This is a genomic window from Methylocella silvestris, from assembly GCF_002891535.1.
GTDB lineage: Bacteria > Pseudomonadota > Alphaproteobacteria > Rhizobiales > Beijerinckiaceae > Methylocapsa > Methylocapsa silvestris_A.
Window position 1 is genome coordinate 106,883 of the sequence record NZ_PDZR01000009.1, and the last position, 18,548, is coordinate 125,430.

An 18,548-nucleotide genomic window follows, 5' to 3' on the forward strand; every position below is an offset into this window, starting at 1 on the left:
AGCGTGAAGATCTGATGCTCCGATCATCACCGCAGATCAGCTCGCTTTCTTGAATTTCTCAGCCTCGGCGGAGCCGCCGGTGGCGTTGCCGGCGCTGTAGGAATGCGCGCCCGTTCCGGCGAGGTGGCCGCCTTCGACGATGAGATATTCGTCGCGGATCGGACGTCCCTCGAAGAAGCATTCGAGGATCTCGCGCGTTCCCGCCGCATAGCGCGCCTGCGCGGTTAGCGTCGTGCCCGAGATATGCGGCGTCATGCCATTATAGGGCATGCTGCGCCATGGATGATCCTTCGGCGCCGGCTGCGGGAACCACACGTCGCCGGCATAGCCCGCAAGTTGTCCGCTTTCGAGCGCCCGCGCGATCGCGTCGCGGTCGCATAGCTTGCCGCGCGCGGTGTTGACAATATAGGCGCCTCGCTTGAACAGTTTCAGCGTTTCCTCATTGATCATGTGCTCGGTTTCGGGGTGAAGCGGGCAGTTGAGCGTCACCACGTCACAATGGGGATACATCTCCTCACGGTTGGCGTGCCAGGTAAGATTCAACTCCTTCTCGACCGATTCCGGCAGGCGGTGGCGGTCGGTATAGTGCAGCTTCACATCGAAGGGCGCGAGGCGGCGCAGCACCGCGAGACCGATGCGCCCGGCGGCGACGGTGCCGACCTGCATCGCCTCGAGGTCATAGGCGTGCTCGACGCAATCAGCGATGTTCCAGCCGCCCTTCTTCGCCCATTCATGCGAAGGCAGATAATTGCGCACCAGCGACAGGATCATCATCACCACATGTTCGGCGACGCTGATTGAATTGCAGTAGGTGACTTCCGCGACCGTGATCTTGCGGTCGATCGCCGACTGAAGGTCGACATGGTCGGAGCCGATGCCGGCGGTAAGCGCCATTTTGAGGTTCTTCGCCTTGGCGAAGCGCTCCGGCGTCAGATAGGCCGGCCAGAACGGCTGCGAGATGACGACGTCGGCGTCGACAAGTTCGCGCTCGAAGACCGAATCCGGTCCGTCCTTGTCGGAGGTGACGACCAGCGTATGGCCGTTCGCTTCGAGATATTTGCGCAGGCCCAGCTCGCCGGATACCGAGCCGAGCAGCACGCCCGGAACAAAGTCGATCGCTTTCGGGGTCGGCATGCTCTGGCCGCCAGGGTAGTGGGTGATCGTCGGCAGATCATCGCGCGCATAGGTTTTCGGGTAGCCCGTGATCGGATCGTCGTAGAGAACGCAAAGCACCTTCGCCATCTCAAGCCCTCCTTTTTCTAAATAAAAAGAGGAAACGCTCGCGCATCAGCTAAAGCTTGATCCAGCGTTACGCCAGTCTATCGCGCGACTATGCCAGAAAGCTTAGTCTTGACGTATTTCTTGAACGTTTCCTCATTCGAGTTGCTGCAGATATTTCTTCATCTGCTGCATCGAACGGACGAACCCTCACGCTATTGTAAGCTAAAATCCAATGAAATACATGGAACAATTGATAGACATCGTCGATCAAATCACGGCCTCGCCTCTTTCAGCCCGGCCTCGACGTCAAGGTTCAGCACGGATCGCAACAGCCCGCCGGCCATGGGCGACGGCGGCTGCCGATCGAGAAGGACGAGGCCGATCATCTGGCTATGGACTGGCTCGACGAGATCGAGCGCGATGAGGTCCGGCGCCGCGCCAAACACATAAAAGAAACTATGCGGCACGATGCTCGCCCATTCGCCGTGGCGCAGATGCGAGCAGACGCCAAGGAACGAGTTGGTCACGATTTTCGGACTGACCGTGACGCCGATCGATTTGGCGAGCTTGTCGATGATGCGCCGGTTTTGCATGTCGTCGCTGAGCAGGCACAAGGGCTTGCTGGCGGCCTCCTTCCAGGCGATTGCTGCACGCGCGGCGAGCGCAGGCGTGCGCCTGGCGACGAAGACGTAGCGCTCGCGGTAGAGCGGGATCTGGCGAAGATTTTCCAGCGGCTCGTTTTCGAGATAGGTCGCGCCGCCGTCGATCTCGAAGGCGTGCAGCATGCGCTCGATTTCGCGCGAAGTCATCGAACGGACTTCAACCGTCGCCGCCGGATGGGTCCGCGCGAAACGCGACGTCACGAAGGAGATCGCCGGCATCGCCGCCGGAATGACGCCGAGGCGCAGGGTTCCCGTGAGCGCCCGCCCCGCGCCGCTGATATCGTCGCGCAGACTGTTGTAGTCGGTGACGATCTGGCGTCCCCACATCAGGACTTTTTCGCCTTCGGCCGTGAGGCCGATGAAGCGCGGGCTTCTTATGACGAGCTGAACGCCGAGCGCCTGCTCGAGCTTGCGAATGGCCGCCGACAAAGTGGGCTGCGCAATGTTGCAGAGCTGCGCGGCGCGCGCGAAATGTCGCTCCCGCGCGAGCGTGACGAAATAGGACAAATGGCGAACCAGCATTTTCGGCGTCCGGGGCGGTCAAGCATTTCATCTATTCCCCATAGGATATAGCTTGAGCGCCTGCGCGTCGATCCGCCGCGAGAGCGCATTTGCGCCGCGTCGCTTCCATCGGTCAGGAAGCCCTTGCCTCGGCCGCGCCGCAGATGTCTTTAGGATCGCCGCAGCCGCAGCGGCAATCGGGAAGGACGAATTGATGAACGCCTATGATTATTCGCTTCGGACGATCGACGGCGACGCCTTGCCGCTCGAAACCTTCAGGGGCAAGGCCGTGCTTCTGGTCAATACAGCCTCGGCTTGCGGACTGACGCCGCAATATGAAGCGCTGGAAGAACTTTACCGCAAATATCAGGGCCGCGGGCTTGTGGTGCTCGGCGTGCCGTCGAATGATTTCGGCGGCCAGGAGCCGGGTACGGAAGCTGAGATCAAGCAATTCTGCGCGCTGAAATTCAACATCGAATTCCCGCTCGCCGCCAAGGAAAAGGTGGCGGGCGCCGCGGCGCATCCGCTCTACCGCGCAATCGCCGGCGAGCTCGGGGACGCCGCTGCGCCGAAATGGAACTTCCACAAATATCTGATCGGGCGCGACGGCGCGCTCAAGGCCTCGTTCGGATCGCGAACGGTTCCCGACGCGCCGGAGATCGTCGCCGCCATCGAAGCGGCGCTGGCCTGAGCGGCGGCGTCAGTCGAGCGTGAAGCCGACCTTCAGCGTCACCTGAAAATGATGCACCTTGCCGTCTTCGATATGACCCCGCGTCTCCACCACCTCGAACCAGCGCAGGTTCCGCAGGGTGCCGCTGGCGCGGGCGATCGCGTTCCTGATCGCCTCGTCCGTCGAGAGGGGCGAGGAGCCAACAAGTTCAACCACCTTATAGACATGATCTGACATATTTAGTCCCTTTTCCTTTTTGATTAGACCGCGCGGGCAAACCGGCCGCGCTCAAGCTCTCGACCCATGATTACGGAGCATGAAGTCGGTCTGCAAGTCTGCAACGTTTCGGCGTCATGCTCGGCTCCCGTCGAGCGCCGCCAGCGCTGGATCGCCCTCCGCCTCCAGCCGCTGCAACTCGCGCCGCGCCCACTCATAAGAGGTTTCAAACACTTCATCGAAGCGCGACCAGTCGAGAAAACTCGATCCCGCGGAAGGAGGCGGCGACAGAATGAGATCCTCGCGCCCGCGCGCAAAACAATCCTGACGCGCATTGCTGAACACCGATTTCTGGATGACGCTGATTGGGCCAGGACAGGGCGGCAGATTGCGCCGCAACGGGGTGAGATAGGCAAGCGCCAGCTCCAGCCGGCCAGGAAGGCGGTCATAATCGACATCGAGGGGAAGCGATGGGGGCAGGCCGAGCGAAACGACGACATTGGGGCCGGATTTCAGCGAGGCCATGGGCTCGAGCGGCACATTATCGGCGATCGCTCCATCGACCAGCATGGCGCCCTCCCTGGTGATGACAGGCGGCAGCACGCCCGGAATCGAACTCGACGCCCGCACCGCCCGCCAGACGGGACCCGTGCGCAAAAGCTGCATCCTGTTCATCGACAGATCGGTGGCGATGGCGAAAAACGGCTTCCAGACGTCTTCGATCTCGGTTTCGCCATAGCGGCGTTTCAGCGCCTCATCGAAGGGGCGATGATCGAGCAGCGAATAGCGCGGAATGGTCATTTTCCGCAGCGCGCGGCTTTCGATGAAAATATGGCGAACCCCGCTCAGCACCTCCTGCGGGCCGCGCAGCAGCGCAAAGGCCGCCGCCATGCCGGAGCCGACGCTCGAGCCGCCGAACATGTCGAATGACAGCCCGCGCTCGCAAAGCGCCTTGTAGACGCCGATATGCGCGACGCCGAATGCGCCGCCCCCGCCCGCAACGAAGCCGATCGCGCGGCCGGTGAGAAAGCGCGCGAGGCTGGCGAAATCCTGGCCGTCCTCCAGCGAAACATGATGGACCATGCCGATGTCGCGATCCTCCAGCCATCGCCGCGTTCCGGTCACGGCGCCGCGCCGGCGCAGATGCAGGCGCACGAGCCGGCGCCGCGCAGGCGGAATCAGCTCAAAGGCGAAGGCCTCGATCTCGTTTCGCGGCTGCGGCTCGTCGCCGTCGACGACGACCACGAGTTCGTCGGCAAGCCGCAGGCGGGCGCGGGTCCATTCGGTCAGCGTCTCGTCGGCGAGATAGACGGCGATCGGCGACGGCGGCTCGAAACCCACGTCCGTGACGCTGGTGACAAGACGCGCCCGCGCTGAACCTCCGAGCGCGGCGGCGAGTCGCTCAAAAAACAGCGGCGGGATCGCGCCGCTCCCGCCCCTCACGATGGCGATTTCGCTCGCCGGGGCGAGCTTGGGCAGATGCAGCATGTTGCGCGTCGTGGCGTCGAGCCGTTTCGCCAGCCATTCGATCAGCGTGCGCTCAACCCCGGGCGCCAGCGCCTTGATGCGCTCGAAGGCGACATAGTCGATCTCGATCACGGTCGAAGGGCGGAGCGCTAGAACGCTCGCGCGGCGGCGCCCGCCCGCGAAAAAGGCGATCTCGCCGATCGGCTGGCCGGGCCCGATCTCGGCGACGATCTGATCGCGCTCGGCGACGCGCGCCTCGAACCGGCCCGAAAGGACGAGATAGAAAGCGAAGGCGTCGTCGCCTTCCTTCAAAAGAAGCTCGCCGCGCGCAAGCTCGCGCGCGCGCAGCCGGCCGGCGATCAGGGCCAGGCTTTTGTCGGACAGATCACGGAACAGCTCGAGACCGCGCAAAGCCGCGATCTGTTCCGACGCCACGGTTGCCTGGTCCGGCATCGCCGCCTCCTTGTGGAGCGCCGGTCCCTTCGCGGGATCTTTGCGCCTTGAAGCAGCATACGTCGATTTGCGATGAAGGTTCCATTTTTTCGGTTGCGGGCCGCTGCGATACGCCGCCATTCTGGGCCTCCGCTCTTTGATTCCCTCCTAAAAAACAGCCAAGACTGAGATGTGAATGACCGGCTTTGAAGCGCGCAACTGGACGACGCCGCGCGATGAGAACCTTGGCCTTCGGCGAATTTCCAACGCTTGCGGCCTGTCCGTCGCGGCGCTGCCCAATGGTTCATTGTTCGCGATCGAGCACCAAGGCGCCGGCGCGCCGATCCTCGTCAATCAGACGCTTGGCTCGCCGATCGCCGGCGCGATCGCCCGGATCTATCTGCGGATAGAGGCTGAAAAGCCGATCGAGATGACCGGGCCGGGCGCGGCGATGTTCGGGCAAGGCGCTGACCGGTTCGTCTGGAGCAGTCAATCGCATGGGATTCTTTGCCGCGTCACGCTGTTTTTGCAGCCGGACGCCAGCGCCTGGATCTGGCGCCTCGATGTCGAAAATCGCGGCGGCGCGCCGCGCGCGATGGATGCGGTCCTGATCCAGGACATCGGCCTTGGGCCGCGCGGATTCCTCATGAACAATGAGGCCTATGTCTCGCAATATGTCGATCATTTCATAAGCTTTCACGAGCGCTTCGGCCCTGTTGTGATGAGCCGTCAGAATCTTGCGCAGGACGGATTGTGTCCCTTCGCCATGCATGGATGTTTTGACGGCGCCGCCGGCTTTACAACAGACGGCAAGCAGCTGTTCGGCCCCGCGTTCCGCGACTCCGACGTCTTCTGCTTTCCCTACGGGGCCGACCTGCCGAACCGGCGGCTGCAACATGAGATGGCCTGCGTCGCGATCCAGTCGCCGCAGCTGCGGCTTGGTCCCGGCGCGCATGGTTCGCAAACATTTTTCGGGCTGTTCGCTGCCGATCAGCCGCAGTCCTCGAGCGAGGCAGACCTCGCGCGCATTGACGTGATCGACTGGCGTGACGGTGATTTCTCCGTGGCGCCGCCGATGGCGCGCCCGGCGCGGAGTATGGTAGAGGCCGCGCCTGTCGCGATCGCCGGCGCTCTCGACGACGCCGCGATCGACGCACTTTACCCGGACCGCTTCGAGGAGGAGTGGATCGACGGCCGGCTGATGTCTTTCTTCATGCCGGACGGACCGCATAACCGGCATGTTGTGTTGCGTGACAAGGAACGGCTCGTTACGCGCCGCCATGGCGCGCTGATGCGCTCCGGCGCCGCCATGCTGCCGGATGATTCGACGCTTTGCGCGACGGCCTGGATGCATGGCGTTTTCGCGGCGCAGCTGACGATCGGCAACACCTCCTTCCACAAGCTGTTTTCGGTCTCGCGCGATCCCTATAATGTCACGCGGGGCAGCGGCTTGCGCATGCTCGCCGAGATTGACGGATGCTGGCGCCTGCTGACAACGCCGTCCGCGTTCGAGATCGGTCTCAACGACTGCCGCTGGGTCTACAAAATCGGCGCGCGAACAATCACTGTGTCCGCGACGGTTTCGGGCGAAGATCCGGCGATGGTTTTTGCGCTCGATAACGAAGGCGAGCCCTGCCGCTTTCTGGTTTTCGGCCATCTCGCGCTCGGCGAACGTGAATATGACCATCACAGCCCGGTCCAAGTCGCCCCCGCGTCGATGCGCGTGACGCTGCGCCCGGATCCCGACTGGCTGTGGGGCCAGCGCTATCCTGAAGCCGCCTATCATATCGTCAGCCCCGAGCCTGCCGATATCGAGGCGATCGGCGGCGACGAATTATTATATGAGGATTCCGATCAACGCGACGGCTCCTGCGTCGCGCTCCGCACCAGAGCGGTGAATACCTTCTCCTTCGCTGTCGTCGGCTCGATGACGAGCGCCGCCGAGGCCGAAGTTCTTGCCGAAAAATACGCGCGCCAGGTTTCGCGCGAGGAGCTTCTCGAGCCCGCGCAAAAGTTTTGGCGCCATGTTACTCGCGGCGCGCGCGTCCGGGGCGATCGCGCACTGGATACGCTGATCCCGTGGCTTGCGCATGACGCGATGATCCACCTCACCGTTCCGCACGGGCTCGAACAATATACCGGCGCGGCGTGGGGCGTGCGCGACGTCTGCCAGGGTCCCGTCGAGCTGTTGCTGGCGCTGCGTCATGACGAACCGGTCAAGGAGATTTTGCGGCTTGTCTTCGCCCAGCAATATCAGGAAACCGGCGACTGGCCGCAATGGTTCATGCTCGACCCTTATGCGATCATTCAGGATCGCGTCAGCCATGGCGATGTGATCATATGGCCGCTGAAAGCCGTCAACGACTACATCGAGGCGACCGGCGATTTCGCCTTCCTTGACGAGCATATCGTGTGGCGCGGCAGGGAGGATCTCGAGCGCACCCCACACAAGGACAGCGTCCTCCGCCATATCGAGAAACTGATCGAAACTATTCGCACGCGCTTCGTGCCGGGAACGGATCTCATCTCCTACGGCCACGGCGACTGGAACGATTCGCTACAGCCCGTCGATCCGAAAATGCGCGACATCATGGCGTCAAGCTGGACGGTCAGCCTGCTCTATCAACAGCTGCGCCGCTACGCCGTCATCCTTCAAAAATCCGCGCGCGCGGGAGAGGCCGCCGCGCTCGAAGAGCTTGCCGACGCCATCAGGGCCGACTTCAACGCGTTGCTGATCCGCGATGGAATTGTCGCCGGCTATGGCGTGTTCGAGCCGGGCGAGGCCGCCCCGGAATTACTGTTGCATCCGAGCGACGCCCGCACCGGCCTGCATTATTCGTTGCTGCCGATGACGCGCTCGATGATCGGCGATCTGTTTACGCCAGCTCAGGCGGAACATCATCTGCGCCTTATCAACGACCACCTTCTTTTTGCCGACGGCGCGCGGCTGATGGACCGCCCCGTTCCCTATCACGGCGGTCCGCAGAGTATTTTCCGCCGCGCCGAATCGGCGAGTTTTTTTGGCCGCGAAATCGGGCTCATGTATGTGCATTCCCATCTGCGCTTCGGCGAGGCGCTGGCCTGCCGCGGCGATCTTGACGGGCTTTCCGACGCGCTTGGCGCGGTAAATCCCGTCTCGATCTGCGACAGGCTTGAAAACGCCCTGCCGCGCCAGCGCAACGCCTTCTTCTCCAGCAGCGATGCGGCCTTTGGCGACCGCGCCTCGGCCAGCGCGGAGTGGGACCGCCTCAGGCGCGGCGAGATCGGGCTCGAAGGCGGCTGGCGGATCTATTCCAGCGGGCCGGGCATCTTCATCAATCTGATGATCCGCCACGGTTTCGGGCGCCAGCGGCTTTGGGGACGCGCGACGCCGCAAAAGGGCTGGAGCCACGCGACGCTCGAATGGGATCTGGAGCCACAGTCCTAGATTTGCGCGTCAGACATGTATGACGCCATTCAGGGCGAGAGATGTAAAGCCCCCCTCCAAATTGGGCGAATAGGATTGGTTCGGGGCCCTTAACTCGCGGCCGGACATCAAAGTCGATTACACCGCGCCGCACGCCTGGCGCAGCACCAACCCGGCTTTCCCGATGAATATGGGAATCAAGGTCACGGAAACGCTGCAGACGATTCTGCCGATGTTCGAGGAGCGCACCTGCCCGCAGACGATGGTGAAAATCCCCTCCACCCTCGACATGCCGCAGGTTCTGACGGCCGCTCTCTCCACGCCAGCGCCGGATAGGACCTGGCCGGGAGCGATTTCGCCCGCAGTCGCCCCTTAATGGTTGATCCGCGGGCGAAAAGGAACACGGCGACTGACGCCGCCTCAGCGGCCGGCCAGTTTATCGCGGAGCCGGTCTTCCTGCTCCCCGAGTTCCGGCGTCAGCGCCTCGCCGAAGTCGGCGGCCTCAAACAGCGGGCGAATTTCGATCACGCTCGGGCCGGGCATCGGGTTGGGACAGCGCTTCACCCATTCGACCGCCTCGGCGACGTCCTTGACCTGCCAGAGCCAGAAGCCGGCGATCACCTCGCGGGTCTCGGCAAAAGGCCCGTCCGTGACGATACGGCTCGCGCCGTCGAAAGCGACGCGCTTGCCCTTCGCCGACGGCTTTAGACCCTCGCCGGCCAGCATCACGCCGGCGGCGACCAATTCTTCGTTGAACTTGCCCATCGCTTCAAGGAGCGCGGTTTCGGGCATGATCCCCGCCTCGCTGTCTTTCGTCGCCTTCACCAAAACCATAACGCGCATCGCCTGCCTCCCCTGATCCGCGAAGGCCGAGCCGACCCTGCTGATCATACGACGAATGAGCGGCGGCGGGATCGACATCCCGCCAAAAACTTTCTTCAAAAGGGAGGCGGGCCGGGATCTTAGCGCTTGACCCGGCGCGGCGCGGGCGCTGACGCCTCATGTTTTTCGGCGTAGCGCTCGCACATCGCCGCGCTCGCCGCCGGCCCCGGGGCAAGCTTCAGCCGCTTTCCGGCCAAGGGCTCGCCGGTCGCGCGATCGACGAGCACGGGATCGAGCGTGCGGCCGGTGTCGAGATCGACGATCTGCAGCGCCTCGCCCTCCGGCGCGAAATGGCGATTGCCATAGTCCAGCAAAGCGAGAATCACGGGAAAAAAATCGCGGCCACGATCGGTCAGCACATATTCATAGCGCTTCGGCCGCTCCTTATAGAGCCGGCGTTCGAGCAGCCCATCCTCGACCAGCGTGCGCAGCCGCCGAGTCAGCATGTTGGGGGCGATCTTGAGGCTCGCCTCGAAGGCGTCGAAGCGTGTGACGCCGTTGATGGCGTCGCGCAGAATCAGCATGCTCCACCATTCGCCGACTCTTTCGAGACTGCGCGCGATCGGGCATTCCATGGCTTCAAAGCTCTTGCGACGCATGGCAGTTACAAAAGCGGCCGGAGCGTCCGAGCAACTCGCGCTCTCGGACGCTCCGATCTTGTGAGGGCGCATGACGCCCGGATTAAAGCCAGCAGCTTCTTTCGAGGTCATGCTGCAAATCGCGCCTTTTTCGCAAGCCCAGCCGCCGAACATTTTCGCGTGACAAGCGCACGCAAATTTCCGGTCAGGCCGATTTTAGCGCGTTGGCGTCTATCGGCAGTTTCCGCAGCCGCTTTCCAGTCGCGGCAAAAATCGCGTTGACGACGGCGGGCGCTATCCCGGCGGTGCCAGGCTCGCCTGCTCCCCCCGGCGGTTCAGTACTTTCAATAAAATACGTCTCCATCTTGGGCGCTTCATTGATTCGGAGCAACTGGTAACTGTCGAAATTGGTCTGCTCCACACGCCCGTCCTTGAGCGTGATTCCGCCATAAAGCGCGGCCGTAATGCCAAAAATCTGGCCGCCCTCGATCTGCGCTTTCAGCGTGTTCGGGTTCACCTGCCGGCCGCAGTCGAACGCCGCGACGATGCGCGTCACCTGCACCGAGCCGTCTCCTGCAACCGCAACTTCGGCGACCTGCGCGAGATAGCTGCCGAAGGCGAAGATCAATGAGACGCCGCGGCCGGAGCCCGCCGGCAGCGGAGAACCCCACCCGGCCTTTTCCGCCGCAAGATCCAGCACGGCTTTGGCGCGCGGCGCCTTGCCAAGCAAAGCGCGGCGAAACTCGACCGGGTCTTTCTTTGCGGCCGCCGCGAGCTCGTCGACAAACCCTTCGACCATGAAGGAATTGTGGGTCGAGCCGACGCCGCGCCACCAGCCGGTCGTCATCCCGGCGGGCGGCTCATGCCGGACATAGTCGACAAGCAGATTATCGAAGCTGTAAGGGCCGGAGCCGCCCTCGACGGCGTCGGAATCGAGGCCGTTCTTGAACAAGGGAGGCGCCCAGCGCGCCAGGATCGAGGAGCCGACGACACGGTGGCTGAAACCGGCGACGACGCCCTTGTCGTCAAGGCCCGCCGACAGAACGTCATAGTAATAAGGCCGGTAGACATCGTGCTGGATGTCTTCCTCGCGCGACCAGATCACCTTGACCGGGCCTTCGACCTGTTTGGCGATGGCCACCGCCTGCGCAATCGCGTCGACGTCGAGCCTACGGCCGAAGCCGCCGCCAATCAGATGATTGTGCACCTGCACTTTCTCGACCGGCAGGCCGAGAACCTTGGCGCTGACCGCCTGCGCCCGCGTGATCACCTGGGTGCCCGTCCAGATGTCGCAACCGTCCTTGCGCGCATGGACCGTGCAGTTCTGTGGCTCGAGCGCGGCATGGGCGAGGAAGGGCTGCTCGTAAACGGCGTCGAATTTTCGCGCCGCGCCAGCGATCGCCTTCGCCGCATCGCCGGCCTTTTCGCCGACGGCGCCGTCAAGGGTCGCCGCTTGTTTCATCTGCGCGATGAGTTCGTCCTGCGAGAATTTCGCGTTTGGACCATCGTCCCATTCGATCTCGAGCGCGGCGAGGCCTTTCTTGGCTGCCCCATAATGGTCGGCGATGACGGCGACGGCGTCGTCGAGCTTGACGATCTGGCGCACGCCTCGGACTGCCTTGGCTTTCTCGTCATTGACGCTCTTCAGCTTGCCGCCAAAGGTTGGGCAGGCGGCGACGTCAGCGAATTTCATGCCCGGAAGAATGACGTCGATGCCATATTTGGCCGAACCATTGACCTTCAGCGGCGTATCGACCCGCTTTGCCGGCGTGCCGACAAGCTTGAAATCCTTCGGATCCTTCAAAGGAACCTGATCCGGGGCCGGATAGGTCGCGGCCTTGTCTGCGAGCGCGCCATAGGCGAGCTTGCGGCCGGACGCCTTGTCGATCACCTCGCCTTTTTCGGCATGCAGAGTGGAGGGATCGACCTTCCATTCTTCCGCGGCCGCCTTGATCAGCAACGTGCGCGCCACGGCGCCCGCTGTCAGCAGCGGCTTCCAGAGCGCGCGCACGGAGGTCGAGCCGCCGGTCACCTGAAAGCCAAGCAGCGGATTGGCGTAGAGCTTGTCGTCCGGCGGCGCCTGCTCGACGCTGATCTGGTCGAGCCCGACCTCAAGCTCTTCGGCGACCAGCATCGGCATGGCGGTGAAGGTGCCCTGGCCCATCTCGACCTGCGCGACGATGATCGCGGTCTTACCGTCGCGCCCAATGCGGACGAAGGCGTTGGGGGCGAAACCGGCGAAGGCGCCCGTCTTTGCCGCATCGGCGAGCGCGGCGCCCGGCAAATGGAAGCCGAGCAGCAGGCCGCCGCCGGCGGCGGCGCTGACCTTGATAAACTGGCGCCGCGACGGCGCCGCAGAGGCGACGGAGAAAGCGCCTGACGATTCGATGTCGAGGAACATGGTTCAGCCTCCCTGCTTTACGGCGCCGGCGTCATTGGCGGCGAGCTTGATCGCCTCGCGGATGCGGCCATAGGTGCCGCAGCGGCAGATGTTGCCTGTCATCGCGTCGTCGATATCGGAGTCCGAGGGATGCGGATTGCCGGCGAGCAGCGCCGTCGCCGACATGATCTGGCCGGACTGGCAATAGCCGCATTGCGGCGTCTCCGTCACGAGCCATGCCTTTTGGATTTTTGCTCCCGCTTCGGTCGCGCCAATCGCCTCGATGGTGGTGATCGCCGAGGCGCCGATGCTGTCGATCGGCGTGATGCAGGAGCGGATCGGATTGCCGTCCTGATGCACGGTACAGGCGCCGCAGAGCGAGACGCCGCAGCCGAATTTGGTCCCCGTCAACTGGAAAATATCGCGCAACACCCAAAGAAGCGGCGTGTCGCCATCGACGTCCGCCGTTCGTTCGTTGCCGTTGACTTTGATTGTATAGGCCATGGGCATCTCCCAAAATGTCAGTGATTGCGCATCGCAGCGCTTATCGCGATCTTCGGCGCGATCGGAGCCTGGGTAGGGGCGATAACGCGCGCGGCGCCCGGCCATGCGCCGGGGCGCGACGCAGCAACGCGAAGGCGGACGCGCCATCTGCGCCGCTTTCGCTAGCTTTCATTATGATAGCTAGTTTTTGCGGCTGCGCAAATGAGACGCACCGCGGCGAGGTTCACAATTTCGCCAGACGGACGGGACGGCGAAGCGACGCCAAAAAGCATCCTTCGACACGCTGCGTCCGCGGCTCCTCGGGCTGCAGGCGGCGTCTGTCAGCGAAAATGAACGCCGTCGCAGCGACCGTCCTCGGTCTTGAAATAAATCGGATCGCAGGGGCTGTAATCGGCCGCGCACATCTTGACGCAGGTGCGCGCCGGCGCGGAGGCCTCGGCCTCCTCTTCCCAATCCTGCGGATCGTCCGCGGCCGGCGGCATCGGCACGACATCGGGCTCGCCCGGCGTTCCCATGAACTGGACGAAGACAATGGGGGCGTTCACGCCCTCGGCCCGCACCTCGAAAGAGGCGGCGGAGGCGACAAGGAGAAGGCTCAAAGACAGTCGACGCAGCATGCCATGTCTCTCCACGGGGCTGCGAAAGCGCTAACCCCGGATTGTGACAAGGTCAATGCAGATCGCCGCCGGCGTTGGGCTACGCCTGTCAACTTCTCGCCGGCTCTTTCGCCTCTGCCGCCTTGTGTTCGTCGCCGCGTCCGCCTAGTTCGGCGCCCGGCGGCGGCGTCTTCTTGCCGCGCAAACGTTCGAGCCGTTGCGAGATTCCGCGCACCACGACATAGAAAGTCGGAGTGAACAGAAGGCCGAACATCGTCACCCCGAGCATGCCGGCGAACACCGCCGTGCCGAGCGACTGGCGCATTTCAGCGCCGGCGCCTTCCGCCCGGGCGAGCGGCAGGACGCCGAAGATGAAGGCGAAAGAGGTCATCAGGATGGGCCGCAACCGCGTCCGCGCCGCCGACACCGCCGCATCGAAGCGGGTCTGGCCCTCCTCTTCCGCCTGCTTGGCGAATTCAACGATCAAAATCGCGTTCTTGGCGGCAAGGCCGACCAGCACCACAAGCCCGATGTCGACCAGAATATTGCGGTCGAAATCGCGCCAGGTGACGCCAACCATAGCCGCCAGAATACACATCGGCACGATCAGAATGACCGCGAAGGGCAAAGCCCAGCTTTCGTAAAGCGCGGCGAGCAGCAAGAAGACGAAGACGACGGCAAGGCCAAAGGCCAGAACCGCTGTATTGCCTGCGAGTTTTTCCTGCAGCGCGATTTCGGTCCATTCAAAGCCAAAGCCCTGCGGCAAGGTCTGTTTGGCGAGCGTCTCGATCGCCGCGATGCCCTGCCCGGACGAGAAGCCGCGCGCGAGCGCAACCTGCACCTCGGCCGCGGGATAGAGGTTATAGCGGGTGACACGAAACGGGCCGGTCGCGTCGTTCAGCGAGGCGACCGAGCCGATCGGCACCATATCGCCATTGGCGTTGCGCGTTTTCAGGTTGGCGACGTCGCGCGTCGTCAGCCGGTACGGGTTATCGGCCTGCGCCGTGACCTGGTAGGTGCGCCCGAGAATGTTGAAATCATTGATATAGGCCGAGCCCATATAGACGGAGAGCGTCTCGAACACGCGCGAGATCGGCACGCCAAGCAGCTCAGCCTTGGTGCGATCGATATCGGCGTAGATCTGCGGCGTCTTGGTGTTGAACAAAGTGAAGGCCTGGACGAATCCCGGATTTTGATGGATCGCCCCGACGAGGCCCCAGGTCGCGCCCTCGAGCGCCGGCAGGCCGCGGCCGGACCGGTCCTGCACATAACCCTTGAGGCCGCCGCCGGTGCCGATGCCCGGAACCGAGGGCGGCTCGAGCACGAAGGCGAAGGCGTCGGTGATGACCGCAATGTGCTGGCGCACGTCGGCCAGAATTTTGGGGGCCGTGAGCCCCGCCGGGACTCGATCCTTGAACGGTTTCAGAGCAACGAAAATAACGCCGGTGTTGGTGGCGTTGGTGAAGGTCGCGCCGTCGAAGCCGGCAAAGACCACCGCATGTTCGACGCCAGGGCGCTGAAGAATGATGTCTGTCGCCTGCCGCAGCACCTTGTCCGTGCGGTCGAGCGAGGAGCCGGGCGGCAGCTGGAAGGCGGCGATGAGATAGCCGCGATCGAGCTGCGGTATGAGCCCGGTCGGCGTTTTGTTCAAAATGTCGAAGGCGAGGTAGATCAGCCCGGCATAGACAATCAGCACGACGAAGCTGATTCGGACGAGCCGCGCGGTCAGCGCCCCGTAGCCGGCGCTGAGCCTTTCAAAGACCCAGTTGAAGCCGGCGAAGAACCAGCGCAGCGGCGTCGCCAGGCGATAGACCAAACCGGATTTTTTCGCGTTGTGATTGCGTTTGAGCAGAATAGCGGCCAGCGCCGGCGACAGGGTCAGCGACACGAAAGCCGAGATGACCGTCGCGCTGGCGATGGTGATCGCGAACTGCTTGTAGAAAGCGCCTTGCAGACCGGTGATGAATGCGGTCGGGATGAACACCGCGCAGAGGACGAGGGCGATGGCGAGAAGCGCGCCGCCCACCTCGTCCATGGTTTTGTGCGCGGCCTCTTTTGGATCGGCGCCATGTTCGAGATAGCGCTCGACATTCTCAACGACGACGATGGCGTCGTCGACGACGATGCCGATCGCGAGCACGAGGCCGAACAGGGACAGCGTGTTGAAGGTGAGGCCGACCCCGCTCATGAACAGGAAGCAGCCGATCAGCGACACCGGAATGGCGATGACGGGGATGATCGCCGCGCGCCATGTCTGCAAAAAGACGATGACGACGAGCACGACGAGGGCGATCGCCTCATAGAGCGTATGGACGACCTCATCGACCGACTGCTGGATAAATTCGGTCGGATTATAGACAACCGTATAGTCAATGCCCGGCGGAAAATCCTTCTTCGCCGTCTCCATTGCGGCGAGCACCGAGGCCGCGGTCGCGAGCGCGTTCGAACCTGGGCGCTGGTACATGACCATCGCGGTCGCGACGTCGCGGTCGAGATAGGCGTTGACGGTATAATCCTGCGCGCCGAGCTCGACGCGGCCGATGTCGCGGATGCGAATATAGCCATCCGCGTCGGACCTCACGACAATGTCCTCGAACTGGGCCGGATCGGTCAGGCGCCCGAGGGTCTGCACAGACAGCTGGAAGGCGCCCGGCGAGGAGACGGGCGGCTGGTTGATGGCGCCCGCCGCGACCTGAAGATTGGCGGCCTGCAACGCGGCGACGACCTCGCCGGCGGTCAGGCCGCGCGCCGCGACTTTCGCGGGATCGAGCCAGATGCGCATGGCGTAATCGCGCGCGCCGAAAATATCGACGCGGCCGACGCCGTCGACGCGCGCCAGCGCATCCTTGAGGTAAAGCGTCGCATAGTTCGAAATATATTGCTGGCTGCGCGAACCGTCGGGCGAGATCAGATGCACGACCATCATCAGGTCGGGCGAGGCTTTCTGCACGGTCACGCCCTGCCGGGTCACAGGCTCGGGCAGCCTTGGCGTTGCGATGGCGACGCGGTTCTGCACAAGCACCTGCGCCTGATCGACATTGGTGCCGGGCTTGAACGTCACATTGATCGAGAGTCTGCCGTCGCCGGTCGATTGCGAGGTGATGTAGAGCATGTCGTCAACGCCGTTGACCTGCTGCTCGATCGGCGTCGCTACGGTCGCCGCGATGACTTCGGCGGAGGCGCCGGGATAGGTCGTCGTGATGTTGACCGTCGGCGGCGCAATCTCCGGATATTCGGAGACGGGCAGCGATCTTTGCGCGATGGCGCCGGCGATCGTCAGAATGATCGACAAAACCGCGGCGAAGATCGGACGGTCGATGAAGAAATGAGAAAATCGCATGCTCGTCCTTAACCGGCGACGCCGCAGCGCTGGCGCGCGCTGTCCTGCCCCACGGCGGCGTTATGTGCGTTCATCGTTGCAAGCGGACGGCTGAAAGCCCGCTCATCGCGTTGCGCGTTTGACCGCGCGCGTCAATTCGAGGCGACAGGAAAGGCGATCTCGCCTGTCTTGGGGACGACCACCGCGCCCGGCCGCACGAAGGGGTTGGCGATGCCGGCGATGATAATGCGATCGTCCGGTTTTAGCCCGGCGAGCACGACGCGAAGCCCTTCATGCATGGCGCCGAGCGTCACCGTTTTCGGGACCACCTTGTTGTCCGGACCGACCGTCATGACGATCTTGCTCGCCTGGTCCGAGACGATGGTTGCGTCGGGGATCAGCAACGCATTGATGTTGCCGCCAAAAAGACGCAGGCGGCCAAACGTGCCGGGCAGGAGAAACAGGTCCTTGTTCTCAAACACGGCGCGGCCGCGGATGGTGCCGGCGCGCGAATTCAGCTGATTGTCGACAAAATCCATGACGCCGGCGTGGCTGTGCGTCCAGTCGGTTTCATCGCCGAGGCGGACCATCACGGGGTTCTTGAATTCGCGCGAGGACGGCCGCTCCTTTGCCGTGGCAAGACGCGCATAGCGAATATAATCGGCCTCGGAGGCGTCGAACACGAAATGGATCGGATCCAGCGTGACGATGGTGGTCAGCAATGTTGTCGCCCCGGTCTGGCCGCCCTGCACCAGATTGCCGACGTCGACCTTGTGATCCGAGACGCGTCCGGGGATCGGCGCGCGCACCTGCGTCCATTCCAGATTGAGCCTTGCGTTGCGCAGCGCGGCCTCGGCGCTGAGCTGCTGCGCCTTGGCGATGTCGAGCGCGGATTTTCTCTGATCGACGTCGCGCGAGGTAATCGCACGGCTCTCGACAAGCTGCTGCGCCCGAATAACGTCATTGGCTGCGACCTCGACCTGGGCCTTCGCCTTGGCGACGTCCGCCTGGGCGCTGTCGACGGCGATCTGATAGGGGCGCGGATCGATCACGAACAAAAGATCGCCGGTATTGACGATCTGGCCGTCAACGAAATTGATGGTGTCGACCGCGCCGGAAACGCGCGGACGCACCTCGACCTGCTGCAGCGGCTCGAACCGTCCGGTATATTCGTCCCAGCGCGGCACTGACTTTGCGAGCGGATTGGCGACGGTGACTTCCGGCGGCGGCGGCCCTTCCGCAGCCTGCGCGCCAAAGGCGCCAAACCCGCCAAGGGTTATGCTGAAGATAAGCATAAGCCGCGCGAGCGGCCTTGCCGGAGCAAAAGATCCCATCAATCCAACTCCATGAGCCGTGTCCGGGCGGCGCGAGCCTTGCCGCCCGCAACGACTGACGCGCGATCCCGCGTCCGTAGGGACGCAATCTTGCCGCCCCTCAAATCGCAAACTTGATTGCAAAATGCAAGTCACCATCCGCGGGACGCGAACGCATTCCCGAGCGCTCGGTCCACGCCAATGACGTCCGCGCCTTCGGCAGGCTGACCGCCGCCTATGATATCACGCGCTATGCCAGCGCCAAGCTGTTCTGGGAAATCGGCAGGAAGACGGCGGCGCTGACGCGCTTTTTGACATCGCCGGCGGCCGCGGCGGCGGCGGCGCCGAACGCGACTTGCGCGGCCTTGCGCTGAAACGCGACGCCGGCGGGAACTCCATCC

At 63.4% G+C, this 18,548-nt stretch carries 15 protein-coding genes; 4 read left to right on the forward strand and 11 right to left on the reverse strand.

What is annotated here, in order from left to right; genetic code table 11:
• Positions 1-36: 36 nt before the first annotated feature.
• Together CR492_RS09990 and CR492_RS09995 are read right to left on the reverse strand one after the other, a co-directional pair.
• Positions 37-1,242: an NAD-dependent formate dehydrogenase gene (locus CR492_RS09990; RefSeq protein ID WP_102843598.1), complete on the reverse strand. Its 1,206-nt coding sequence runs from the start codon at positions 1,240-1,242 to the stop codon at positions 37-39.
• 251 nt (positions 1,243-1,493) lie between these two features.
• The gene (locus tag CR492_RS09995; protein ID WP_102843599.1) at positions 1,494-2,405 is read right to left on the reverse strand and encodes a LysR family transcriptional regulator; all 912 of its coding nucleotides are present in this window, start codon (positions 2,403-2,405) and stop codon (positions 1,494-1,496) included.
• A 193-nt stretch (positions 2,406-2,598) separates the two neighbouring features.
• On the opposite strand from CR492_RS09995, the gene CR492_RS10000 reads away from it, so the two are divergent.
• Positions 2,599-3,075 (forward strand): glutathione peroxidase, encoded by a 477-nt coding sequence (locus CR492_RS10000; protein ID WP_102843637.1) that lies wholly within the window; start codon positions 2,599-2,601, stop codon positions 3,073-3,075.
• 9 nt (positions 3,076-3,084) lie between these two features.
• Here CR492_RS10000 and CR492_RS10005 read toward each other — a convergent pair whose 3' ends face one another.
• Complete coding sequence (locus CR492_RS10005; protein WP_102843600.1) at positions 3,085-3,291, reverse strand: dodecin; 207 nt, start codon at positions 3,289-3,291, stop codon at positions 3,085-3,087.
• A 114-nt stretch (positions 3,292-3,405) separates the two neighbouring features.
• Positions 3,406-5,190, reverse strand: coding sequence for a patatin-like phospholipase family protein (locus CR492_RS10010; protein ID WP_180982500.1), 1,785 nt, complete (start codon positions 5,188-5,190; stop codon positions 3,406-3,408).
• Positions 5,191-5,365: 175 nt separating this feature from the next.
• Between CR492_RS10010 and CR492_RS10015 the strand changes: the two genes are divergently transcribed.
• Together CR492_RS10015 and CR492_RS20775 are read left to right on the forward strand one after the other, a co-directional pair.
• Complete coding sequence (locus CR492_RS10015; protein ID WP_102843602.1) at positions 5,366-8,596, forward strand: GH36-type glycosyl hydrolase domain-containing protein; 3,231 nt, start codon at positions 5,366-5,368, stop codon at positions 8,594-8,596.
• Between the two features lie 163 nt (positions 8,597-8,759).
• Positions 8,760-8,951 (forward strand): hypothetical protein, encoded by a 192-nt coding sequence (locus CR492_RS20775; protein WP_180982501.1) that lies wholly within the window; start codon positions 8,760-8,762, stop codon positions 8,949-8,951.
• Between the two features lie 44 nt (positions 8,952-8,995).
• On the opposite strand, the gene CR492_RS10025 is transcribed toward CR492_RS20775, so the two are convergent.
• The 7 genes from CR492_RS10025 to CR492_RS10055 form a co-directional block, all read right to left on the reverse strand.
• Positions 8,996-9,418 carry a YciI family protein gene (locus CR492_RS10025; RefSeq protein WP_102843638.1) on the reverse strand — a complete coding sequence of 141 codons (423 nt, stop codon included), beginning with the start codon at positions 9,416-9,418 and terminating at the stop codon, positions 8,996-8,998.
• 119 nt (positions 9,419-9,537) lie between these two features.
• The gene (locus CR492_RS10030) at positions 9,538-10,056 is read right to left on the reverse strand and encodes a winged helix-turn-helix transcriptional regulator (RefSeq protein WP_210200249.1); all 519 of its coding nucleotides are present in this window, start codon (positions 10,054-10,056) and stop codon (positions 9,538-9,540) included.
• Positions 10,057-10,240: 184 nt separating this feature from the next.
• Positions 10,241-12,436 carry a xanthine dehydrogenase family protein molybdopterin-binding subunit gene (locus tag CR492_RS10035; protein WP_102843603.1) on the reverse strand — a complete coding sequence of 732 codons (2,196 nt, stop codon included), beginning with the start codon at positions 12,434-12,436 and terminating at the stop codon, positions 10,241-10,243.
• A 3-nt stretch (positions 12,437-12,439) separates the two neighbouring features.
• Entirely contained in the window at positions 12,440-12,919 is a 480-nt protein-coding gene (locus CR492_RS10040; protein WP_102843640.1) for a (2Fe-2S)-binding protein, read from the reverse strand.
• Positions 12,920-13,239: 320 nt separating this feature from the next.
• Positions 13,240-13,536 carry a hypothetical protein gene (locus tag CR492_RS10045; protein WP_102843604.1) on the reverse strand — a complete coding sequence of 99 codons (297 nt, stop codon included), beginning with the start codon at positions 13,534-13,536 and terminating at the stop codon, positions 13,240-13,242.
• Positions 13,537-13,624: 88 nt separating this feature from the next.
• The gene (locus tag CR492_RS10050) at positions 13,625-16,855 is read right to left on the reverse strand and encodes an efflux RND transporter permease subunit (RefSeq protein ID WP_102843605.1); all 3,231 of its coding nucleotides are present in this window, start codon (positions 16,853-16,855) and stop codon (positions 13,625-13,627) included.
• A gap of 131 nt (positions 16,856-16,986) precedes the next feature.
• Positions 16,987-18,168 carry an efflux RND transporter periplasmic adaptor subunit gene (locus CR492_RS10055; RefSeq protein ID WP_102843606.1) on the reverse strand — a complete coding sequence of 394 codons (1,182 nt, stop codon included), beginning with the start codon at positions 18,166-18,168 and terminating at the stop codon, positions 16,987-16,989.
• A gap of 113 nt (positions 18,169-18,281) precedes the next feature.
• Here CR492_RS10055 and CR492_RS21130 point away from each other — a divergent pair, with 113 nt between their 5' ends.
• On the forward strand, positions 18,282-18,521 hold the full coding sequence (locus CR492_RS21130; RefSeq protein WP_245412039.1) for a catalase: 240 nt from the start codon (positions 18,282-18,284) through the stop codon (positions 18,519-18,521).
• Positions 18,522-18,548 lie beyond the last annotated feature (27 nt).